The sequence below is a fragment of the Glaciibacter sp. 2TAF33 genome, assembly GCF_052114945.1.
Taxonomy (GTDB): Bacteria; Actinomycetota; Actinomycetes; order Actinomycetales; family Microbacteriaceae; genus Cryobacterium.
This window is the reverse complement of the sequence record NZ_JBFRFS010000007.1, coordinates 130444-153167: the sequence shown is the minus strand read 5'-3', so window position 1 is coordinate 153167 and position 22724 is coordinate 130444. Positions and strand designations below refer to the sequence as shown.

The following is a 22724-nucleotide window of genomic DNA, read 5'->3' as shown; positions in this document are numbered from 1 at the left end:
TCGCCGAGCGAATAATTCATCACATGGTGAATAAATTGGCCCCGGCGGTGCTGGTCGAAGACTTGCGCGTTCGCCGCGGCAAGCGGCCGGTGCTGCACGGCCTGAGCCTGGCCGTCCCGCGCGGCGGCGTGGTGGGCCTCCTCGGCCCGAGCGGATGCGGCAAGTCCACATTGATGCGTTCCATCGTCGGCGTACAGGTCGTCCAGTCCGGCACCGTGACGGTGCTCGGCAAACCCGCCGGCAGCGCGTCCCTTCGCCGCCGGGTCGGCTACGTCACGCAGGGGTCGAGCGTGTACGACGACCTCACCGTGCGACAGAATCTGCAGTACTTCTGCTCCGTGCTCGGCGCTCCCCGGAGCGACGTCGACCGCGTGATCGAAGCGACCGACCTGGCGGGCCAGGCCGGCCAGCTTGCCGGGTCGCTGTCCGGCGGGCAGCTGAGCCGGGTGTCGCTGGCCGGCGCCCTCCTCGGCTCCCCCGAGCTTCTGGTGCTGGACGAGCCCACCGTCGGCCTCGACCCGGTGTTGCGGGTGCAACTGTGGGGGCTGTTCCACGCTCTGGCGGAGGCCGGCACCAGCATCTTCGTGTCGAGCCACGTGATGGACGAGGCGAACCGGTGCGACCGGCTGCTGCTGATGCGGGACGGCGAGATCCTGGCCGATGACACACCGAACGGCTTGCTGGAGGCGACCGGCACTGCCGACACCGAGGCGGCGTTCCTGGCACTGATCGGACGGCATCCGCTGCCTGACACGCCGGATGGCGACGCGGGCGGCGAGCGAGCCGGCGGACCCCGCGGCGGGGACGTTGCAGGCGGAATCGACGGCATCCGCTCATGAACCCGCAGCGCACCCTGGCCACCACCGGGCGGATCCTCACCCAGATCCGCCACGACCCGCGTACGATCGTGCTGCTGCTGATCGTGCCGAGCCTGCTGGTGGGACTGGTGGCGTGGATCTTCTCCGACACTCCGGTGTTCGATGTCATCGGACCGGCGATTCTCGCCCTGTTCCCGTTCATCGTGATGTTCCTGGTGACCAGCATCACCACGCTGCGAGAGCGGCGCACGGGCACGCTCGAGCGGCTGCTGTCGATGCCGCTCGGCAAGGGCGACCTGATCCTCGGGTACACACTGGCGTTCGGTCTGCTGGCCATTGCGCAGTCGGCGGTCGCCGTGGGCTTTGCCGTCTGGGTGTGCGGCCTGGAGATTGCCGGCTCGATCTGGCTGCTCCTGGCGGTGGCCGTCGCCGACGCGATACTCGGAACCACGCTGGGGTTGCTCGCCAGCGCGTTCGCCAACACGGAGTTCCAGGTGGTGCAGTTCATGCCACTGCTGGTGTTCCCGCAGATCTTGCTCGGCGGCATCTTCCTGCCCCGCGAGCAGTTGCCCGACGTGCTGCGTGACATCAGCGACTGGCTGCCGCTGTCGCACGCGATCAACGCGCTGCAAGCGGTGGCGGCCGACTCGGAGGATGCCGCGTACATCGGCGGCGAACTCCTGATCATCCTCGCCTGGATCGTCGGCGCCGTCGTCCTGGGTTCGATCACGCTGCGCCGCCGCACCCCCTGACCCGCGCGGGATTCGCCAGGGTCGGCCCGTCTCCCGCCCCCGGCGCGCGATAGTGTGCCGGGCGCGCGATATTTCGGGTGCCGGACGGGACTTCGGGTGCCCGGCGGGACTTCGGGTGCCGGACGGGATTTCGGGTGCCCGGCGCGCGATAGTGCGCCGGGCGCGCGCGATCTCGGGCGCCAGGCACGGTCTCGGGCGCCGCGCGCGCCGTCTCGGGCGCCGTCTCGGGCGCCGGGCGCGCGATAGTGCGCCGGGCACCCGATAGTGCGCCGGGCGCGCGGGATTTCGGGTGCCGGACGGGATATCGGGTGCCCGGCGCGGCATCCGGACCCAGTGGGAGGGTCGCAGCGTGACGTGGTCGCCGTTTCGCCGCCGCGCGCGTCGCGGCTCACCTTTGTGTTCGGGGCGGGCGCGTATACCTGGGCCGTGAACCCAAAGATGGGCTGCGAGGAAGCGTGGGCGCGCGATAGTGCGCCGGGCGCGCGCGATTTCGGGCGCCCGACGGGAAATCGGGTGCCCGACGGGATATCGGGTGCCCAACGGGATACCGGGTGCCCGGCGGGACTTTGGGTACCGAGGGCGCGCCATCCCCGCGCGGCCACGCCGAGTGAACGACGCCGGGGTCAGGAGCGCGCGGCGAGGACCTTCTGCAGCCAGCGATACGAGAGTTTCGGGGTGCGAGCCTGGTCGGTGAAGTCCACCCGGACCAGGCCGAAGCGCTGGGTGTATCCGGCGGCCCACTCGAAGTTGTCGAGCAGCGACCAGACGAAATAGCCGCGCAGGTCAACGCCCTCGGCTGATCCGCCGGGGGAAACGGATGCCAGTGCCGCCGTCACGTGCTCGGCCAGGTAGTCGACCCGGTCGACATCACTGACCTCGGTGCGCTCACCGCGCTGGGGGTGGTCGCCCCGTTTACCGGCGACGGCGCCCGTGCCGGTGCCCGTGCCCGGGGCCGTGTCAGGGAAACTCGCCCCGCCCTCGGTGATGTATACCGGTGGCAGTGCCTTTCCGTATCGATCTCGAAGTTCCTGAAGCGAGACGGCGAGGTACTCCGGGGCGATCGGCCAGCCGAAACCGGTGCGGGGAAACTCGCGGAACGGCTCGAGGTGGAATGGCAGCCTCGCCAGGACGGGCGTCCCACCGTCGGGGCCCGCGGTCCCGCCGCTGCCCGCTGCGACCCGCGAGGGCATGTAGTAGCCCAGGCCGTAGAAATCGAGGGGCTGGTGGATGGTGCTGAGGTCGTCCGGGTCCACCTCGGCCAGCGGGCGGAGTTCCTTCGCGAACTCGGGCAGCTCCGGATACCGACCGAGCAACACCGGGTCGGCGAAGATCCGGTTGTGCAGCACGTCGAACAATTCGGCGAACACCCGGTCCTCTTCGCGGTCCCCGGCCGGCTCCACCGGCGAGTGCACGTTGGCGATGCCGACCCGGCCGCGCACATCCGCTGCCCGCAGTCCCTGCACGGCCAGGCCGTGCCCGAGCAGCTGGTGGTGCGCGGTCGGCAGCGCGTCGAACAGCAGCGTGTCTCCCGGCGCGTGCACACCGAGCGCGTACCCGTTCAGCATCACCGTCGCCGGTTCGTTGATCGTCACCCACGCGTCAATGCGGTCGCCGAAGACGGCACCGACCTCGTGCGCGTAGTCGCCGAAGCGGAGCGCCGTGTCGCGATTCAGCCAGCCGCCGCGGAGGGCCAGCGGGGTGTCCCAGTGGAACAGGGTGGCCATCGGGCTGATCCCGGCGTCGAGCAGCCGGTCGAGCAGCCGGTCGTAGAACGCGATCCCGTTGCGGTTCAGCGCGCCGCGGCCGTCGGGCTGCAGCCGTGGCCACGCGAACGAGAACCGGTAGGCATCCACTCCGAGCTCGCGCATCAGTGTGACGTCTTCGGCGTAGCGGTGGAAATGGTTGGTTGAAACGGATGCGTTCGAGCCGTCCAGAATCCGTCCGCGCTGGGCCGAGAACGCGTCCCAGACCGACTCGCCCCGGCCGCCTTCCCGCGCGGCGCCCTCGATCTGGAACGCGGCGGTGGCGACGCCGACCTGGAACCCGGACGGGATCAGGTCGCCGAGCTCGTTCGTCCGGTGCTGCCAGGCTCGGGAGGCCACGGCGGTGGGCCGACCGTTGGACGGGTTGGTGCTGCGGGTGCTGCTCGTGCTCACGGGCCGAGGACTCTTTCCAGGTAGCTGTTACCGAAGCGACGCTCCGGGTCGAGGCGGTCTCGCACCATACGGAAGTCGTCGAACCGTGGGTACAGGTCGCGGAGCGTGCCGGCGTCGAGGTTGTGCATCTTCCCCCAGTGTGGGCGTCCGTCGTGCCCGCGCATAATCGCCTCGACCGCCGCGAAGTACTCGGCCGGGTCCTCCCGGGCGTAGCGGTGTACCGCTACGTAGCCGGTTTCGCGCTCGTGGGCTGTGGACAACCAGAGGTCGTCGGCGGCGGCGGAGCGCACTTCTATCGGGAATGAGATGCGCCAGCCGCGGCGCTCGATCAGCGCGCGCACCTCGCGCAACGCGGCCGGCACGGCGTGCCGGGGCAACGCGTACTCCATCTCACGGAAGCGGACCGTTCGGTTGGTGACGAACACCCGAGGCGAGGCATCCGTGTAGTCGCGCCGACCGGAGAGCCGCTCGGCCAGCCGGCTGAACCGGGGCACGAGGGCGGGGAGGGCGGCGCCGATCGCGCAGGTGGCGCGGTAGGCGCCGTTGGCCAGGACCTCGTCCTCGAACCAGCGGGCCAGCGGGCTGAGCGGCGCGCGTACGGAGTCGGCGGGAAGCCGGGTGTTCGTCTTGGTGAGAGCGCTGCCGGTGTGCGGGAACCAATAGAACTCGAAGTGGTCGTGCGCCGCCGAACGGCGGAGGTAGTCCTCGAGGACGCCATCGAGCGGCTCGGCCGCCTCCACCGCGTGCAGCAGGAACGCGGGAACGCACTGGATGGTGATGTCCACGATGACGCCGAGCGCGCCGAGACCGAGCCGCGCGGCGGGCAGGAATTCGGCATTCTCGGTGTCGCTGACGGTGAGCAGTGAGCCGTCGCCGGTGACGAGGGTGAGGGAGGTGATCTGGGTGGCGAGTCCGCCGAAGCTACCGCCGGTTCCGTGCGTGCCGGTGGAGGTGGCGCCGGCGATGGTCTGCCGGTCGATGTCGCCCATGTTGGTGAGCGCGAGCCCGTGGGGAGCCAGCAGGGCAGGGAGGCGGTGCAACGGGGTACCGGCGGCGAGGGTGACCCGGCGGCGTTCGGCGTCGACCGCGAGAAGGCCGCCGGCGCAGTCACCGCTGAGCCCGAGGTCGTGCAGGTCGAGCTGTACACCCGGTGCGAGCGCGATGCCGTTGAAGCTGTGCCCGGCGCCGACCGCCTTGATCGGCAGCCCGGCCCGCCCGGCAGCGATCACCGCGCGCTGCACCGCCTCCCGGGTGGCGGGTCGTTCGATGCGGCGTGGCTGCACTTCGACGGTGCGGCTCCAGTTCTGCCACACGGCACCGGTCGCCGTCACAGGAACGCTTTCCCTTCACCCCGGTAGGTCGGCACGGTGTCGACCACCTGGTCGCCGTCCACGATCGCGACGGTGTTGACGTGTTCGCTGAGCTCCCCGGACTTGGTATGCCGCAGCCAGACCCGGTCGCCGACCGCGAGGCCGGCGGCGGCCGTGCCGGTGACCGGCGTCTGCACCTCGCCCGCCATCTCCCGCGGCACCAGTTTCATGCCCTCCGGCCAGACCGGCTTCGGGAGCCGGTCGGTGCCGGGCGGACCCGACGCAATCCAGCCGCCGCCGAGGAGCGTCGCCGTCTCCGGCGACGGTTTCCGCACCACGGACAACGCGAACGCCGCAGCCGGCGCCGGAGTGAAGCTCGCGTAGTGGTCGAACAGGTGGCCGCCGAAGAAGCCGCTGCCGGCGGCGATGTCGGTGACGGATGGGTCGGCCCGCGTACTCTCGATGGACCCGGTTCCACCACCGTTGACGAATTCCAGGTCGGCGACTTCTCGAACGGCGGCGACTGCCGCCGTTCGCCGGGCCGCCAGTTCGGTGATCGATCGCTGCCGCATCCACCGGGTGAGGGGTGCGCCGCCGGGTTTCCGGGGTCGATCGCCGATGCCGGCGATCTGCGCCTCGTAGCCCATCATCCCCACGAGGGCGAACCCGGGGCGCGACACGATCTCGATGGCGAGCGCCCGCGCCTGTTCCGGCGTGTGCACCGGGGACCGCCAGACGCCGAGGTGCCCGAGCACCGGGGCATCCCACGACGAGTCAAGTTCCAGGCACACCCGGAGGGTTTCGCGTCGGCCGGGCGGCAGCACGGCGTCGATCACGTCGAGCTGGGCGACGTCGTCGACCATGAGGGTGACCCGCGCGGCCAGTTGCGGCGAGGTGGCGAGGCGTTCGAGAGCGCCACGGTCGACCGTCGGGTAGGCCACGACGACGTCGTCGATGGATGTGGCCAGCCATAGTGCTTCGGCGAGGGTGTACGCCAGGGCACCGCGGTAACCGGGAACGGCGAGGATCGCTTCGATCACGCTCCGAACCCGAAGCGACTTGGTGGCAACCCGGATCGGGGTGCCCGCGGCGCGGGCGAGCAGGTCGCGGGTGTTGTGGCGGAGGGCACCGAGGTGCACCGCGGCGACCGGGGTGTCCAGGTGGATGGTGGCATGAGTGAGTGCGGGCCAGTAACGGGCGGGGTCGAGCCACGGCGCGGCATCCGTTGTGGTGGTTGCAGGAGCGAGGCCGAGGTCGAGCGTCATCAGCGCACCGACCTCACCCTGGCCACGGCGAGTGCGCCGGCGAATGCGAACAGCGCGGAGAGCAGGAACAGGCCGTGGAATCCGCCGATCGCCGCGACGGTGAGCGCGCCGAGCAGCGGCGCGATCGCCTGCGGCACGGCGGTGGCGATGTTCATGATGCCGAGGTCCTTTCCGCGGGCGGCGGGGTCCGGGAGCACCTGGGTGGCGAGGGCCTGGTCGACCGAGAGGAAACAACCGTAGCCGAGGCCGAGGATGCCAGCGGCGATCATCGCCACCGTGAGCTCGGGAACAAAGGCGAGCAGGAGAGCCGCGACGCCCTGCAGCACGGACGCGGCGAATACGAACGCCTTGCGCCGGCCGAGCCTGTCGCTCAGCCGGCCGAGGACGAGGGAGGCCAGGATGACGAACACCATGTAGATCAGGGTGAGCAGGATGAGGTCGTCCTCGGCATTGGCGTCGTGCAGGCCGAACATGAGGAAGTAGAGCAGCAGCGTGGTTCCGAATGCGTTGCCGAAGTTGACCAGCACCCGGCTGAGCAGAGTCCAGCCGAAGTCCGGATAGTCGCGGGGACTGATCCACAGGCTCCCCAGGATGCCGCGGACGGTGACGGGGGCGCGTTGGTCCGGCCGGAGCACGGCGTCGGGCAGGAACAGGAACGGGATGACCAGCAGCACCAGCAGAACGGCGACGACGGCGTACCCGCCGAGGGTGCTGGTGAACAGCGTGGTCACGAGCACCAGCCCCAGGATGATGCCGATCGCCTGCGGGGCAGACAGCCATCCGGAGACGTAGCCGCGCTGGTCCACCGGTACCCGGTCGGAGATGGTCGCGGTGAGCGCTGCGCTCAGCACACAGAACCCGGTGAGGGTGAGCGCCCAGCACAGGCCGATTCCGAACAGGCTGCCCTGTACTCCGAGCAGCAGCAACGAAAGGGCGAACAGGGCTGTGCCGCCGGCGATCCACGGGCGTCGCCGGCCGAACCGGGAGGTGGTGCGGTCGGAGAGCGCACCGGTGAGGGGGAAGGCGACGATGGCGCACAGCCCGGCGATCCCCGAGATGATCCCGAACGCGACGACGCTGTCCACCCAGTGCTCCGGGTGGAGCTTTCGATCGATCTGGGCGGGCAACAGCAGCTGAACCGGGGTGAGCTGCGCCATCCAGATCCCGAGCCAGGCTGTCGCGAAGGCCGCGATCCACCGACCGGGTACACGCGTGGTTGGTTCGGCGAAAACGCCGACGCCGGTCGTGATCAGAATGCGGGCACCTCCTCAACCGGCCGAGTCCACGCCCCGGCCGGAGCCAGTATGCACCATGGCCAGATCTCAGGACGATAACGAATATGACGCTTTGTCACGACTACCCGCCCCGGAGGTTGACATTGCCCGGCCTGGCCCGTGAAATGGGGGTTGGGGGTGTGGTGCTCGTGACTCGTAGCGTGGGGCAGGTGTCGCTGGCGACAGCGAAACGTTTCCGGGCAGCCATTCTGGGCCTCGCCTTCGCCGCGGCGGTCCTGGCCGTGCTGTTGGGTTCTGTGGCTCCCGGCGCCCGGGCGGCGACGACGCCCGAGCCAATGCCGGCGGAGCGCACGCCGGCCACATCCACACCGAGTGCCGCTTCCGGTTCACCCGAGATCACCTCGCCGCCCGACCGCACATTCGTCGGCCTCACCAGCACGGTCGTCTCCGGCACGCGCGCCGCCGACCAGGCGGTCCAGCTCCTCTCCCCGGTCCCCGGCCACGATCCGCTCTGCATCATCGCCCCCGACGGCACCACGGCCTGGAGCTGCACCGCCGGACCGCTGCCGAGTGGACCCGCGGTCACCCTGCGAGTCGTGGTCTCCGGGAATGCCGGCCTGGGCGACTCGATCACCGTGCCGATACTCGGTCCGCCCACCGTGACCGGCGGTGCCAGCGGGCAGCCGTTCTCGGACGGCCGGCTGCGCGGAATCGGGTATCCAGGCGCATCCGTCACCGTCACAGTGACGGGCGGCCGCGGTTGCACCACCGACGCAGACAGCTCGGGAGCCTGGGCGTGCACCGTTTCCGGGGTCTCGAACGGCGACGCGCGGGTGACGGCCCGCCAGCAGTCGGATGACATCTCCCCCAGTTCATCGAACGACAGCCAACCGGTCGTCATCCGCTTCGATGTGACGACGCCCGCGCCGCCGATCGTGACCGCACCGGTCACTGGCGCCCACGTGCCGCTGGGGGCGACGACATACTCCGGCACCGGCGAGGACGGGGCGACCGTCACCGTGTTCGCCGGTCCCTACTCCGTGTGCACCACCCCGGTGGCTGACGGGCGTTGGAGCTGCTCCGGCTCGGAGGTCGCGGCGGGCAGCTATGCGGTGATCGCGCTGCAACAGGATGCCGCGGGGAACGCGAGTCCCGGATCCGAGCCGATCACCGTTCTCTATGGAGCGGAACCCACCGCGACTGTCACGCCAGAGCCGACCACAGGTGCCCCAACGGGCGGGTCAACGCCGAGCCAGGGCGCGAGCCAGAGTCCCAGTCAAAGCCCGAGCCAGGGCGGCCCGCCGCCTTCAGCCGGCCAGGCGGGCCCCCCCACATCGCCGCCGTCGGCAACCCAGCCGCCGGCCGCGGGCGGCGCGGGTCCGAACCGGCCGCAGGACCCCGGCGGATGGAGCGATCCGACCCGGTTCACCGCCGCCGTCCTCCCACCCGGTGACGCGGGGGCCTTCCCATGGCAGCAGGCCCTCGTGTTGGCGCTCGGCGCTCTCGTGCTGTTCGCCATTCCGGCTCGGTTGCTCGCCGGAACGCTCTCCCGGGCCATGGCCGGACGGCGGCGCTGGCATCCGGCGCAGCTGACCGGCCGCAACCGTGCCCGGGAGGAATTCGAGACGGCCCCGCAGTTCCGGGTGAGCCGGGCCCTGGTGGCCCCGGCGGCCCTGATTGCGGCCGCCGCCCTGGTCGTGCTGTCCGGGCCGGTCTCCGACCAGCCGGCGTACCTCCGGTTACTCGTGGCCGTCGTGATCGCGCTCGGCCTGGTGAACGCGGTCGCGACGCTGGTGCCCTGGTGGTGGAGCACCCGCGTTCTCCGGGTCGCGGCATCCGTTTCGTTCCTGCCTCGCTACCTGCTGCTGGTGGCGGTGACGGCGCTCGGCTCCCGGGTCTTCGACCTGCACCCGGCGCTGCTGTTCGGCTTGCTCGGCAGCGTGGCCGTGACGCAGATACCGACGGCTGCCGTCCGCGGGCAATTGGCGGCGGTGCGGGCGGCGAGCCTTCTCGCCCTGGCCCTGGTCGGCTGGCTCGCGCTTGGGGCGGTGCCCCTGTTCGCGTCGGACTCGTCGTCCGCGTCCGGCGGGTTCGCGGCTGCCCTCGTCGCGGAGGTGACGAACACCGTCGTCCTCACCGCGATCGGGTCGGCGGTGCTGGTGCTCATCCCCGTCGGTCGCACCAGCGGACGCGGGGTACTCGCCTGGTCGCCACCGATCTGGGCCGGCCTCACGGTGCTGGCCTTCGCGATGTTGTTCATCGTGCTGTCCCCGTCGGTCCTGGACTGGCACAACGGGGCCGGAACGCTATTGTGGGTGGCCGCTGCGGCGTTCGCCGCGCTCAGCGTCGGCACCTGGGCCTGGCAACGGTTCGTGGTGCCGGCCTTGCGCTGACTCGTTGTGGCGAGGGGTATCGTCGGAGCGTGCGCCTCGGAGTTCTTGATGTCGGTTCGAATACGGTCCACCTGTTGGTCGTCGATGCGCGGGCGGGCGCCCCGCCCATCCCGGAGGCCTCCGACAAGGCCGTGCTGCGCCTCATGCGCTATCTCACCGCAGACGGCGCCATCAACGATGAAGGCGTCGACGCGATCCTTGCGGCCGTGACGAATGCGGCGGCGGTCGCGCGACGTCTGGGCGTCGAGGAGCTCCTGCCGTTCGCCACGTCCGCGCTTCGGGAGGCCGCCAACGGGCCGGCCGTGCTGGAGCTGATCAAGGAACGGACCGGCGTCGATTTGCTGGTGCTCTCCGGCGAGGATGAAGCCCGGTTGACGTTCCTCGCCGTGCGACGGTGGTACGGCTGGTCGGCGGAGAACATTCTGGTCTTCGACATCGGCGGGGGTTCACTTGAAATCTCCTCCGGCGCGAATGAGAATCCCGAGGTGGCACTGTCGATCCCGCTGGGGGCCGGCCGCTCCACCCTGAACTTCCTGCATCATGACCCGCCGCTGGACGACGAGGTCAGGAGTCTCCGGGCGCACGCGTCGGAGCTCCTCGCGACGGCCGTCGGCGAGTTCACCGGACTTCCCGCCCCGCACCACGTTGTGGGGTCGTCGAAGACCATCCGTTCGCTGGCGAGGCTCGCCGGGTCCACCCAGGATGGCGTGGGGTCGGCCGACCGGATGATGTTGCGACGCTCCCAGCTTGAGGACTGGGTGCCGCGACTGGCGCGGATCCCGGCCGACGCCCGGCCCGCCCTGCCGGGCATCACCGTCGACCGCACGTTCCAGATCGTCGCCGGAGGCATTGTGCTCACCGAGGCGATGGCGGCGTTCGGCGTACGGGAACTCGAGGTGTCGCCCTGGGCGATGCGCGAGGGCATCATCCTGCGCTACCTCGACCGGCTGGGCTGATCCGGGGCACCCGCTTGATCATGGCGGGATGGGCAGCGGATGCGCCCAGCGCGAGCGCGCCTGCGCCCCGGTGCCTGCGGCTCCGCGTCTGTGCCCCTGTGTCTGTGCCTGTCTGTGCCCCCACTGGGATTCGAACCCAGACTGTAACGATTTTAAGTCGTCCGCCTCTGCCGGTTGGGCTATGGGGGCGCGTTCGAGGTGAGTCGAACGCTTCAAGCGTAGGGGCTGGCGAGCGACTACTTGTGAGCGGTCACCGTTTCCGAGACCCGCTCGGCCGCGGTTTCGTCTGCGGTGGACGGTGCCTCCGGGGTCGCGGCGGGAGCTTCAGACTGGGCGGCGGGACCGGTCACGGCCTTGGCGGGGGTCTTCCGGGGCGCGCGCTTCACCGGGGGTTTCACCGCTGTGGCTGCGACTGCCCCACGGGCCGGCGCGGCTGTCGACCCGGCGGACACCTCGACCGGAGCCGGGGGCTTCGGCCGGGCCGCGAACTCGACGAAGGCGGCGCGCGGGTGCTCAACCGCGGCCAGCGACACGATGTCGCGGCCAAGGAAGAAGTTGGCCACCCAGCCGATGATGACGCGGAGCTTCCGCTCCCAGCTCGGCATGGCCAGGCCGTGGTAGCCACGGTGTGCGATCCATGCCGGCACGCCCTTGATGGCGATCTTGCCGGATTGGAACACGCCGTATCCGACGCCGAGGCCGGCGACGGCGCCGAGGTTCTTGTGCACGTACTCCTTGGGGCCTTCGCCGCGGATGACGGCGACGATGTTCTTCGCCATCAGCTTGCCCTGGCGCACGGCGTGCTGGGCGTTCGGCACACAGAAGCCGCCGACTCCGCCGCCGCTGAGGTCGGGCACGGCGCTGACATCGCCGGCGCCCCAGGCGCCCTCGACGATGTCGTCCTCGGTGCCGACGCGGAGGTCGGAGCGCACCAACAGGCGGCCCCGCTCCTCGATCGGAAGGTCGGTGTGCCGCACGATGGCGGGGTTCGCCATCACACCGGCGGTCCAGACGATGAGGTCCGTCTCGAAGCTCACACCGGTGGACAGTTCGACCTTGCCGTCGACGGCAGAGGTGAGCTGGGTGTCGAGGTGGATCTGCGCGCCGCGCTGGGCGAGGTTGTTGATCACCCAGTGGCTGGTGGGCAGCGACACCTCGGGCATGATGCGGCCCATCGCCTCGATCAGGTGGAAGTGGGTGTCTTCGAAACTGATCTCCGGGTACCGCTTCAACAGCGAACTCGCGAACGAGCGGAGTTCGGCGAAGATCTCGATCCCGGCGAACCCGCCACCGACAACGGCGAAGGTGAGCAGGCGGTCCCGCTCGGGGCCGGCCGGCAGCTGCGCCGCCTTGTCGAAGTTGGTAAGTACGCGGTCGCGAATGTACACGGCCTCTTCGATGGTCTTGAGGCCGACGGCCTGGTCAGCCACGCCGGGGATCGGGAAGGTGCGCGACACGGCCCCGGCAGTGACGACGACGATGTCGTACTCGAACTCCCATGGCTCACCGTCTGGCGGCGTGATGGTTGCAGTCTTCTCAGCGTGGTTCACGTTTGTGACCTTGGCCGTGATGACGTTGGTCGTCTTGAGGTGCCGCCGCTGGGCGACAACCGCGTGGCGGGGGTCGATTGATCCCGCCGCGACCTCTGGGAGGAACGGCTGGTACGTCATATAGGGCAACGGATCAACCATTGTGACGTCGGCCTCACCCGGTCGGAGCCACTTCTCCAGCTTCCACGCAGTGTAAAAACCGGCATAGCCGCCGCCAACGATGAGAATTCTGGGCACGATTAGAAGGCCTCCTGGATGATTACCGATTCGCGAACAGTCTTTATTTGCGGCGGGTTCGCTTGAATTGCCGAGTGGCCCCTATGCCGAACAGCACTACAAGGATACCAAACCCGAGGAGCACGGCGAGCGGGGTGCTGATATAGGCCAGCGTCAACTGGTTCGGCAGCCACGCTGCGGCCACCGGGCGGTCGGGAAGGGCGGGGTCCGCTTTCGCGGGCACCGGTGCCATGGCAGTCGGCTCCGGCACGGGAGTCGGCTCGATGTCGGCGCGGCGATGGATGTGGATCCAGTCCTTGAGCAGCGCCGTCGGGGTGGGGCCGCCGGCCGCCGGCACGGCCGCCGTCACCGCTGCTGCGGCGTCGATGAGCCCGTTGCCGTAGATCGGGCTCGGCACCGAGTGCCCGTTCGGGTTGGCGGTCGCCACGATCCGGTTCATCACCCCGGCCGCGTCGAGTTTCGGGTAGGCCGCACGCACCAGGGCCACCAGGCCGGAGACGATCGGCGCCGCGGCGCTCGTGCCGTCCCACTGCACATAGCCGCCGCCGGGCACCACCCCGACGAGCTTCTCGCTGGGCGCGGCGACGGAGATCGTGATGCCCTGCGACGACGCGTCGAAGCTGGCTGCCTTGTTGCGGTCGACACCGGCGACAGTGAGCACTCCGGGGATGGTGGCCGGCGCGCCGACCTCGGTGGTACCGCTCCCCCGGTTCCCTGCCGCCGCCACCACCACGACGTCGTGCTCGAAGGCGTAGAGGAACGCGTCGTCCCAGCTGATCGGCCAGTCCAGGGTGTTCCGGGTCAGCGACATGTTGATCACATCGGCCCCGTTGTCCACCGCCCAGCGGATGCCGGCGGCGATTTGATCGTCATTGCTCACCGAGGCCTGGCTGGTTCCGAAAGCGACGGAGACCGACAGGATCGACGCCTCGGGTGCCACCCCGATCACCCCGTTTCCGGGCCCGGTGCCTCGGCCGGCCAGGAGCGAGGCCACCAGCGTTCCGTGCGAATTCTCGTCGCCGACCGGCGTCTGACCGTTTGCGGAACCCAGGCCCGAGACATCCGTTCCGCCGACGACCACGCCGGCGAGGTCGGGGACGCTGCCGTCGACGCCGGTGTCGATGACCGCCACTTTGACCCCGGCGCCCTTGGTCTTCGCCCAGGCCTGGCTGAAGCCGTAGTCGTTCAACCAGTATTCGAGGTCGCGCACCTGGTCGGCATGCGCCGGGGCGGAGTCAACGACGACAGATGCCCCGCTCAGGAGCATCGCGGCCAGGCCCATGGCGACGAGGGAACCGGTGCGTCGTGCGCCGGGCCGAACCCGCGGGCCCAACCCGGCCGAGGGGCCAGTCATTCGCGCCCGGGTGCGGCCTGACCGGTGGGCCCGGCGCCCGGTTCGGTTCCCAGGTCGTAGTCGAGGCACTCGCAGACCGTCGGTGTCCAGGCCGCGCGGACGAGGGCGAGGTCACCGATCGGGTTGACGCCGGGACCGGCGGCCAGTGAATGGGCGGCCAGGGCGTGCAGGCACTTGACCCGCTCCGGCATTCCGCCGGAGGAGATGCCGGCGATCTCCGGAACGTCGCCGAGCACGGCCCGGTCGGCCAGGAAACTCGTGTGGGCGTCGCGGTAGTGCGCGCGGACGCTCTCGTCGTCGGACAGCAGCTGGTTGTACTCGTTCATCACCTGGGTTGCCTCGAGGTACGAGATCGCTGCGGTCGCCGCCGGGTGCGACAGGTAGTACAGCGTGGGGAACGGTGTGCCGTCGCTCAGGCGCGGCGCGGTCGCGACGACCGTCGGGGCACCGCAGACGCAGCGCGCAGCGATGCCGGCGACGTCCCGGGCCGGGCGGCCCAGTTGCGCTGACACGATGGCGATGTCCCGCTCGGTGGGCGGATCGAACGGCGGGCGGGTCATTGTGAGGCCTCCGGAGCCAGTCCGGCCGTCATGACCGAGGCCAACATCGATTTCATCCAGTCGACTTTGGTGTCCTGGATCCGGGTGCTGACCGGTGCGGACGCGCTCGGCCCTGCAGCGGGAAGGGTGAGGTCGTTGATCACCAGGAAACTGATATCGCCGGGCAGGACGTATGACAGGCGGTCACGGGCCTGGGTGGTGATGAAGGTGCGGTCGTTCCAGCGCTCGCGCTCCGATTTGAGCTTGTCCACCGTCTGCTGCGCGGTCTGCACGGTCGCCCGGAGTTCGTTGATCTGCTGCCGTTGCTCGGCATACGTGCGAAGGCTCGGCGCGAGCACGACCACGGCGAGCACCAGGATTCCCATCATCACGAAGGAGAAGCCTGAAAAACGGATGCCGCGCAGCCAGCCTTCGAGAGGTGTCTCGGTTCCGGACATGGCGACGGGGCGCTCTTCGCGATTCTTCCCTGCCATTGCACCCCTCCCGGTGGTCGGGCCTGTCCAGACCCGGTGGTCGAGCCTGTCGAGACCCGGTGGTCGAGCCTGTCGAAAGCCGGCCGCGCGCCGGCCCGACCACCTCGACGAGCTTTCTAGCCGCGGAAGCGCGGGAAAGCGCTGCGGCCGGCGTACACCGCTGCGTCGCCCAACTCTTCTTCGATCCTCAGCAACTGATTGTACTTAGCCACCCGCTCGCTGCGGGCAGGCGCTCCGGTCTTGATCTGGCCGGCATCCGTTGCCACGGCCAGGTCGGCGATGGTGGTGTCCTCGGTCTCACCGGAGCGGTGCGACAGGATCGCCGTGTAGCCGCTGCGCTGCGCGAGGGCGACCGCGTCGAGCGTCTCGGTGAGCGTGCCGATCTGGTTCACCTTGACCAGGATGGAGTTGGCGGCGCCGAGCTCGAGGCCCTTGGCCAGGCGCACCGGGTTGGTGACGAACAGGTCGTCGCCGACGATCTGCACCTTGCCGCCGAGCTGCTCGGTGAGGTGCACGTAGCCGTCCCAGTCTTCCTCCTCCAGCGGGTCTTCGATCGAGACCAGCGGGTAGGCGTCGACGAGTTCGGCGTAGTAGGCGACGATCTCGGTGGCCGAAAGCTGCTTGCCCTCGAACTGGTAGGCGCCGTCCTTGAAGAACTCGGTGGCGGCGCAGTCGAGGGCGAGGGCGATGTCCTTGCCGGGCACGTAGCCGGCGTTCTCGATGGCTTCGACGATGAGGTCGAGCGCGGCGCGGTTGCTGGGCAGGTTGGGCGCGAAGCCGCCCTCGTCACCGAGGCCCGTCGACAGGCCCTTCGACTGCAGCAGTGCCTTGAGGGCGTGGTAGGTCTCGACGCCCCAGCGGAGCGCCTCACTGAACGTCTCGGCGCCGATCGGGACGATCATGAATTCCTGGATGTCCACGTCATTGTCGGCGTGGGAACCGCCGTTGATGATGTTCATCAGCGGAACCGGCAGCGTGTGCGCGTTCGGGCCGCCGAGGTAGCGGAACAGGGGCAGACCGGCCGAGTGGGCGGCCGCCTTCGCGACGGCCAGGCTCACGCCGAGGATGGCGTTGGCGCCGACGCGCTCCTTGTTCTCGGTGCCGTCGACGGCGATGAGCGCTGCGTCGATGATGCGCTGGTCGGTGGCGTCGAGGTCCTCGATCGCCGGGCCGAGCTCGTCGATGACGGCGTCGACGGCCTTCCGCACACCCTTGCCCTGGTAACGGCCCTTGTCACCGTCGCGCAGTTCATAGGCCTCGAACGCGCCGGTGGATGCGCCGGACGGAACAGCCGCACGGCTGACCGTGCCGTCGTCGAGCAACGCTTCGACCTCGACGGTGGGGTTGCCGCGCGAGTCGAGAATTTCGCGAGCGTCTACTGCCTCAATGAGAGCCACAACTGTCTCCTGTGTTCTGGGTGTGGGGGTTTGAGGAAAACTTCGGTGTAATCCAGTGCCAGTCTATCGAGCGTCGTGCCCGGCGCGCGTGCGGCCAAATGGTCGCCAATCCGGCGCGTCAGGCGGCACTTTGACCGCACGCGCGGACACAGTGACGGCACGCGCGGTACCTGTGACGGCACGCGCGGACCGGCGGGCCGGTCGGCCTCGTCAGCCGAGGGGCTTGAAGTCCAGCGCCGCGGCATCCGCTGTGCCGGTGGGAACGAACGCGAAGCTGCCGTAGCCGGCCTCGGCCGCCCGGTCGAGCACGGGGGTGAGGTTCTTCGCCCGCTTCTCCAGCCGCACCCGTTTGCCCTGGCCGACGAGCGCCGACTTCAGCGCAACCAGGTCGGACGGGCTGGCGTTCTTCTCGTGCACGAGCACCACGGCATCGGCAACGGATGCCGCATCGGGCTCCAGCAGGTCGACGATGCGTTCGAAGCCGATGGAGAATCCGCACGCCGGAACCTCGGTGCCGAGGAAGCGGCCGATCATGCCGTCGTAGCGTCCGCCGCCGCCCAGCGAGTAACCGAGGTCGGGGTGGGCGATCTCGAAGATGGTCCCGGTGTAATAGCCCATGCCGCGGACCAGGGTGGGGTCGAACTCGAGCTCGACGCCCGGCATCGCCGCACGAAGGGCGAGCAGGTCCCGGTAGGCGTCGACGTCGAGCCAGGCCGGTGGCTCGGTGGTGGTGCCGTCTGCGGCTTCCGTGCCGAGCAGGTTCCAGCCGGCGCGTCCAATCACACCGAGGGTCTCAGCGACGGCCGGCGCGCTGGCGCCGTCGATGATCCCGAGCGCGCCGAGCTCGGCGACCACTCCGTCCACGCCGATCTTGTCGAGCTTGTCGATCGTGATCAGCGCGCGCTCCGTGAGGTCGGGCGCGACGCCCCAGTGCCCGAGCAGGGCGGAGAGGACCCGCCGGTCGTTGATGCGGATCGTGCAGCCGGAGAGCCCGAGCGCGTCCAGCGCGGCCGAGGTCGCGGTGATCAGTTCGATCTCGGCCAGCGGCCCGGCTTCACCGATGATGTCGATGTCGCACTGCATGAACTGGCGGAACCGGCCCTTCTGCGGCCGTTCCGCGCGCCAGACCGGGGCGATCTGGATCGCCCGGAACACGGTGGGCAGGTTCGCGCGGTGCGTGGCGTAGAAGCGGGCCAGCGGCACGGTGAGGTCGAACCGGAGGCCCAGGTCGGCCAGGGACAGCAGGTCGCCGGACTCGGCTGCGGCGGCGGCATCCGCTTCGGTCAGACCGCGCCTCATCACGGCGAACGCGAGCTTCTCGTTGTCGCCGCCGAGACCGGAATGCAGGCGCGCGGCGTCTTCCATGACCGGGGTCTCGATCTCGTCGAAACCGTGGGAGGCGAAGCTGGCGCGGATCACCCCGAGCGCGTGCTCACGCCGGGCCTTGTCGGCGGGGAGGAAATCGCGCATGCCGCGCGGCGGGGTCACTGCAGTTGCCATGCCCACAATTCTGTCAGTTCAGCGGATGCCGCCCGTCCGGCCGCGGTTGTGCGGCCCCGGTTGTGCAGCCGGGGATGTGCTGGCAGTCCTGGCGCGCGCCCGAAATGGCGGAACGCGCCCGCCTCGGCGGCAGCGCGGCGCCGATTCGACCGCGCCCACCACCGTGCCCACGAGCGGGGAGCTGCCCGACACTCCTGCCGCGCACCAGAAACGGCAGCCCGCGCCCGAGATGGCGTGCCGCACGCGCCACGGCGGCAGCGGCACGCCTCGCGGGGCGCGGCAATGCGGCGCCCAGCTGCCCGGCACACATGCCGCGCGCCCGAAATGGCGGCGCGCACCCGAAAGGGCGGCGCGCACCCGAAAGGGCGGCACGCGCCCGCCACGGCGGCAGCGGCACGCCTCACGGGGCGCGGCAATGCGGCGCGGACCCGCCCGGCACTCATGCCGCGCGCCCGAAATGGCGGCGCGCGCCCGCCACGGCGGCACAGTCGGCGTCAGTCGGTCGTGCCGAACAGCCCCGTGCCGTGCTCCATCAGCGAGTCGAAGGCCTCCCCGTAGGTGTCGGGAACGGTCTCGCCCGGCTTCCCGTATCGGGCGACCAGCAACCCCATCAGGCCACTCGCCGGTGAGGTCAACGGCCGGTCCCGGAAACGCTCGAGCGGTCGCGGCACCGACTCCGGGTTTGGCGGCGTGTACTGCGGCTGGGTGTCCGGCCAGTCGGATGCCGGCCGCGGCGCCTGCAGGTTGACCACGGTGAACAGATTGTTGGCCCCCGCATCGCGAGCCGTCAGCGGCTTCAGCCCGTGGAGCCGGGTGAGGGTGCTGGCCACGGCCCCATGGTGCGTCTCGTCGTTGATCACCGTCCCGGCGCGGGTGTACGCGGAGATTGCGATCGCCGGAACCCGGCAGCCGAGCCGGTCGAATCCGAAACCCATCTCGCCGGGCCCATCAGAACTGGGCGGCGTCGCAGCTGGTGGCGCGACATGGTCGTAAGTGCCGCCGTGCTCATCGAAGGTGACCAGGAGCAGCGTGTTGTTCGCGTTGGAGCCTGCCGACGAGTCGCCGTTCTTGATCGCGGTGTACACGTCGTGCAGCAGCGCATCGCCGGCGCGCACGTCGGAGAGCGCGCCGTTGAAGAATTCATCGCCGTCGACCTCGCCCTCACGCAGCCGGCCGATCGGCGGGTGCATGTCGTTGTGGTTGAAGGTCATCCGCGGCTCGATGAAGGCGTAAGCGGGCAGGGTGCCGTTCTCGGCATCCGCGTAGAACTGCTCCATGGTACGGAAGTTGCTCCTCCAGTACGGCTCCAGCGCCGGCGCGTGCAGGAATCCGGTGAACGAGATGATCTGCGCCTCGTCGTAATAGACCCTCCAGCTGAGCCCGGCGTCCTCCAGCCGGTTGAAGACGGTCGGTGCCGCGGGAGCGTCCAACCACTTGGCGTAGCCGCCGCCCGCGTTGGTGACGAACCCGTGCGAGGTCGAGGCGTGGAAGAACGACCGGTTGCAGAAGGTCTGCGACGGCACGGCGCAGAACCAGAAGTCGTAGACGGCGAAACTGCGGGCAAGGGTCGACATCACTGGCAGCATGTCCGGCGTGAAACCGCCCATCGCCACCCGCAACTCCGCGTCGGTGGGCGCCGAGCCGCGGAGGTGCCGGTAGTTGATCTCGTAGTCGCGCACGAAGCCGGAGTTGTCGGCGAGGGTCCCCGCCGGCGGCGCATTGAACGGATGCTGCGCCGGGCTCGCCCGCAGATCGGCGTTGCTCGCGGGTTTGACCGTTCCGAAAAGCTGGGTGTTGACGTGCGGGAACTGCTCCCCCGGGTCCGGATCGGGGTGGCTCATGATGGTGTCGGTGGCACCCGAGTACGCGTGCGCCGCAATCGATGTGCCGTCGGAGGCGCTGTTGCTGTAGTTGCCCATGGCCAGCCCGTCGAATGCATGTCCATCCGGCAGAGTGTCAGGTGTGTAGAGCCAGCCGAGCATATTGTCGAACGAACGGTTCTCGAACATCAGCACCACGATGTGGTCGAAGCCCGGCTCGGAACGAGGATCCAGCGGAGCGGACCGGCCGGGGTTCTCGCGTCGCGCCGCCGCTGCGCCGAACGCCGCCCACGGCGAGCCCGGCAGCGGCGATGCCGCCGGCCTTGAGGAACGAGCGCCGGGAGGATCGCAGTGCGGCGGCGTTCGCTTCCGCGTTGGCGGCCGGGTCGGTGTGGTCGGTGGTCCGCAGGCCCCGGCCGCCCTCGGCGCCAGTCGCAGGGCTGGTTGCGTTGCCGGCGCCGGGTCCAGGTGCAGCACCCTCGTCCGCGCCATCCGAACCGGAGTCCTGGGACATGCGCCTATTCTGCCGGGAAGGCGATGATTCCCGCATCGGTCGGGTCGCCGAACGCGTCCGCGCCGGCACTGGTGTCCGCCTCGGCCGCCCGAATCTCCTCCTGCAGGTCGCGCAGGGCGCCGCGGAGCGCGCGCTCCGCATCGAGGCCCTGCGCCCTCGCCGACGCCACGATGGCGAGCAGGAGCGGGCCGAGCTCATCCTCGGACTGCAATGCCATCGACGGCGGGGCATCCGTTTCGAGCAGGCCGATCTTCTGTGCCCGGCCGATCACCTTGTCGGCGAGGGCGAGGGCGGGCATGCCCTGCGGGACGCCATCGAGCACGCTGGTGCGGTGTGGCTTCTCCGCGGCCTTGAAACCGTCCCACGCGGCCACCACGTCGTCGGCGGTCTCGAGCGTCTGGTTGCCGAACACGTGCGGGTGCCGACCGACCATCTTCGCCGTCATGTGGGCGGCGACGTCCTGGATGTCGAAGTCCTCACCGCTCGTGTGTGCTGCGATGTCGGCGTGGAACAGCACCTGGTAGAGCACATCACCGAGCTCCTCGATCATCTCCTCACGGCTGCCCGCCTCGATCGCGTCGATCAGCTCGTGGCTCTCCTCGATCAGGTATTGCACCAGGGATTCATGGGTCTGCTCGGCGTCCCAGGGGCAGCCGTCTGGGGCGCGCAGCCGGGCCACCGTCGCGATGAGCGTGTCGAGCGCGCTGGGCTCGCCGGCGTCCTGGCCCGCGGACCGGCCCGCGTTCTGGTCAGCGTTCTGGTCAGCGTTCTGGTCAGCGGATGCCGTGCCGGAGAAGACGGGATTGGTCACGTGGCCCTCCTGAAGGTCGCCTCCATCGTAAGCTTCGGGCGCGGAGAATCCGGCCGGTTCGCGGTTATAGCTGCGGTGGGGAGGCGTGCGCCAGTACCCTTGGTGCAGGTGAGCCGGGAAGTCTGGTCGGCGGGCGGAGGCATCCGCTCTCGTCGCTTCACCGACCCCGACGGGCCACCATGACCTTCATCCGCTCCGAACGTTACGCCGCCGGCATTCTCCTCGCCGCAGCCGCACTCGGCCTGCTGATCGCGAACACGCCGATCGGCGGGGCGCTCCTCGGCGCCGTCGACGCACACCCGCACACTCCGCTGTTCGGGCTTGACCTGTCGATACGGCACTGGATCAGCGACGGGTTGCTGGCGGTCTTCTTCTTCCTGGTGGCGATCGAGCTGAAGCGCGAGCTCGTCGTCGGCGATCTCAACAGCCCCGCCAAGGCCGCGCTGCCCGCCTTCGCCGCGCTCGGCGGCGTTGTCGTGCCGGCCTGCATCTATCTGGCGGTCACTTCCGGCAGTGCGTTGCAGTCCGGCTGGCCGGTGCCGACCGCGACCGACATCGCCTTCGCCCTCGGCGTGCTCGCGGTCTTCGGCCGCGGTATCCCGCCCCGGGTGCGGGTGTTCCTGCTCGCCCTCGCGGTACTGGATGACCTGGTCGCGATCCTCATCATCGCGTTGTTCTTCACCCAGGACGTGCAGCTGCAATTCCTGGGCTGCGCCGCCATCACGGCGACAGGGTTCGGGCTTCTGAGCCGGATGCTGAAGCCACGCTCCCGCTGGACCCTCACCCGCCGGCCCCGGTGGCCGCTGGGTGCTGCGCTGGTCGTGCTCGCCGTGCTCACCTGGTATTTCACCCTGCAGTCCGGGGTGCACGCAACCATTGCCGGCGTGGTGTTGGGGATGGTGATGGCGCGGGTGCCGGCCGGGCACACGCACCACGTCCTTGAGCCGTACTCGAACGGCGTGGTGCTGCCGCTGTTCGCGTTCTCGGCAGCAATGGTGGCGATCCCCGCGGTGCGCGTCGGCGAGCTCAGCCCGGCATTCTGGGGCATCGTTCTCGCGCTGCCGGTGGGCAAGTTCGTGGGGATCACCTTTGCCGGCTGGCTCGGGAGCACCGTCGGGAGGGCAGTGGCAGGCCGTCGACCCGGTGCCCACGACCGGCCGGCCTGGCTCACCGTGGCGGACATCATGACGGTCGCCTGCCTCGGCGGCATCGGCTTCACCGTGTCGCTGCTGATGAGCGAGCTCGCCTTCGCCGACGAGCGCGGCGTCGCCGACCAGGGCACCCTGGCCGTACTTGTTGGGTCCGGCATCGCGATTGTGATCTCCGGATTCGTGGTCAGCGCGCGCGCCCGGCAGTATCGCCGAAGGCATCCGCTGGCCTGAGCCGGCAGGCCTGGAATCGGCTCGGCGCGCCCGGATCGGCTCGGCGCGCCCGGATCGGCTCAGCGCGCCCGCATCGGCTCAGCGCGCCCGGATCGGCTCGGCGCGCCCGCCCCGGCGGCGGCGTGGCGCCTTTTCGGGCGCGCCCGCCTAGCGGCGGCGCCGGCAGGCCAGGCATCGGGTCAGCGCGCCCGAATCGGCTCCGCGCGCCCGCCCCGGCGGCGGCGTGGCGCTATTTCGGGCG

At 70.0% G+C, this 22724-nt stretch carries 18 protein-coding genes and 1 tRNA gene; 5 read left to right on the top strand and 14 right to left on the bottom strand.

The window, feature by feature from the left end:
- The first annotated feature begins 23 nt into the window (after nt 1-23).
- Together AB4Y94_RS08900 and AB4Y94_RS08895 are read left to right on the top strand one after the other, a co-directional pair.
- A complete protein-coding gene (locus AB4Y94_RS08900; protein ID WP_441727373.1) occupies nt 24-839 on the top strand; it encodes an ABC transporter ATP-binding protein in 816 nt (271 codons plus the stop codon).
- Nucleotides 836-1570: an ABC transporter permease gene (locus AB4Y94_RS08895; RefSeq protein ID WP_441727372.1), complete on the top strand. Its 735-nt coding sequence runs from the start codon at nt 836-838 to the stop codon at nt 1568-1570. The genes AB4Y94_RS08900 and AB4Y94_RS08895 overlap by 4 nt, the downstream gene beginning before the upstream one ends.
- 623 nt (nt 1571-2193) lie before the next feature.
- Here AB4Y94_RS08895 and AB4Y94_RS08890 read toward each other — a convergent pair.
- Genes AB4Y94_RS08890 through AB4Y94_RS08875 form a run of 4 tightly spaced genes read right to left on the bottom strand, consistent with a single transcriptional unit; the run spans nt 2194 to nt 7458 of the window.
- The gene (locus AB4Y94_RS08890; protein WP_441727452.1) at nt 2194-3672 is read right to left on the bottom strand and encodes a glycoside hydrolase family 1 protein; all 1479 of its coding nucleotides are present in this window, start codon (nt 3670-3672) and stop codon (nt 2194-2196) included.
- Between the two features lie 50 nt (nt 3673-3722).
- Nucleotides 3723-5057: a D-arabinono-1,4-lactone oxidase gene (locus tag AB4Y94_RS08885; protein ID WP_441727371.1), complete on the bottom strand. Its 1335-nt coding sequence runs from the start codon at nt 5055-5057 to the stop codon at nt 3723-3725.
- Nucleotides 5054-6301 carry an alanine racemase gene (locus AB4Y94_RS08880; protein WP_441727370.1) on the bottom strand — a complete coding sequence of 416 codons (1248 nt, stop codon included), beginning with the start codon at nt 6299-6301 and terminating at the stop codon, nt 5054-5056. The genes AB4Y94_RS08885 and AB4Y94_RS08880 overlap by 4 nt, the downstream gene beginning before the upstream one ends.
- On the bottom strand, nt 6301-7458 hold the full coding sequence (locus AB4Y94_RS08875) for an MFS transporter (protein WP_441727369.1): 1158 nt from the start codon (nt 7456-7458) through the stop codon (nt 6301-6303). The genes AB4Y94_RS08880 and AB4Y94_RS08875 overlap by 1 nt, the downstream gene beginning before the upstream one ends.
- Nucleotides 7459-7745: 287 nt before the next feature.
- Here AB4Y94_RS08875 and AB4Y94_RS08870 point away from each other — a divergent pair, with 287 nt between their 5' ends.
- Both AB4Y94_RS08870 and AB4Y94_RS08865 read left to right on the top strand, forming a co-directional pair.
- Complete coding sequence (locus tag AB4Y94_RS08870) at nt 7746-9929, top strand: hypothetical protein (protein WP_441727368.1); 2184 nt, start codon at nt 7746-7748, stop codon at nt 9927-9929.
- A gap of 29 nt (nt 9930-9958) precedes the next feature.
- Nucleotides 9959-10885: a Ppx/GppA phosphatase family protein gene (locus AB4Y94_RS08865; protein ID WP_441727367.1), complete on the top strand. Its 927-nt coding sequence runs from the start codon at nt 9959-9961 to the stop codon at nt 10883-10885.
- A 115-nt stretch (nt 10886-11000) separates the two neighbouring features.
- Here AB4Y94_RS08865 and AB4Y94_RS08860 read toward each other — a convergent pair.
- From AB4Y94_RS08860 to AB4Y94_RS08815, 10 genes are all read right to left on the bottom strand, one after another.
- Nucleotides 11001-11074, bottom strand: a tRNA-Leu gene (locus tag AB4Y94_RS08860).
- A 47-nt stretch (nt 11075-11121) separates the two neighbouring features.
- Nucleotides 11122-12672 (bottom strand): NAD(P)/FAD-dependent oxidoreductase, encoded by a 1551-nt coding sequence (locus AB4Y94_RS08855; protein WP_441727366.1) that lies wholly within the window; start codon nt 12670-12672, stop codon nt 11122-11124.
- Between the two features lie 43 nt (nt 12673-12715).
- Entirely contained in the window at nt 12716-14026 is a 1311-nt protein-coding gene (locus AB4Y94_RS08850; RefSeq protein ID WP_441727365.1) for a S8 family peptidase, read from the bottom strand.
- A complete protein-coding gene (locus AB4Y94_RS08845) occupies nt 14023-14586 on the bottom strand; it encodes a DUF501 domain-containing protein (protein ID WP_441727364.1) in 564 nt (187 codons plus the stop codon). Before AB4Y94_RS08845 ends, AB4Y94_RS08850 begins: the two co-directional genes overlap by 4 nt.
- Nucleotides 14583-15059 carry an FtsB family cell division protein gene (locus AB4Y94_RS08840; RefSeq protein WP_441727363.1) on the bottom strand — a complete coding sequence of 159 codons (477 nt, stop codon included), beginning with the start codon at nt 15057-15059 and terminating at the stop codon, nt 14583-14585. Before AB4Y94_RS08840 ends, AB4Y94_RS08845 begins: the two co-directional genes overlap by 4 nt.
- 116 nt (nt 15060-15175) lie before the next feature.
- Entirely contained in the window at nt 15176-16456 is a 1281-nt protein-coding gene (gene eno / locus AB4Y94_RS08835) for a phosphopyruvate hydratase (RefSeq protein ID WP_441727362.1), read from the bottom strand.
- Nucleotides 16457-16666: 210 nt separating this feature from the next.
- The gene (gene hisS / locus AB4Y94_RS08830) at nt 16667-17956 is read right to left on the bottom strand and encodes a histidine--tRNA ligase (protein ID WP_441727361.1); all 1290 of its coding nucleotides are present in this window, start codon (nt 17954-17956) and stop codon (nt 16667-16669) included.
- A gap of 494 nt (nt 17957-18450) precedes the next feature.
- Nucleotides 18451-19965, bottom strand: coding sequence for an alkaline phosphatase family protein (locus AB4Y94_RS08825; RefSeq protein WP_441727360.1), 1515 nt, complete (start codon nt 19963-19965; stop codon nt 18451-18453).
- A complete protein-coding gene (locus AB4Y94_RS08820; RefSeq protein WP_441727359.1) occupies nt 19913-20290 on the bottom strand; it encodes a twin-arginine translocation signal domain-containing protein in 378 nt (125 codons plus the stop codon). The genes AB4Y94_RS08825 and AB4Y94_RS08820 overlap by 53 nt, the downstream gene beginning before the upstream one ends.
- Nucleotides 20291-20294: 4 nt before the next feature.
- Nucleotides 20295-20978 (bottom strand): MazG family protein, encoded by a 684-nt coding sequence (locus AB4Y94_RS08815; protein ID WP_441727450.1) that lies wholly within the window; start codon nt 20976-20978, stop codon nt 20295-20297.
- 302 nt (nt 20979-21280) lie between these two features.
- Between AB4Y94_RS08815 and nhaA the strand changes: the two genes are divergently transcribed.
- Nucleotides 21281-22483: a Na+/H+ antiporter NhaA gene (nhaA, locus tag AB4Y94_RS08810; protein ID WP_441727358.1), complete on the top strand. Its 1203-nt coding sequence runs from the start codon at nt 21281-21283 to the stop codon at nt 22481-22483.
- The last annotated feature ends 241 nt before the right edge of the window (nt 22484-22724 follow it).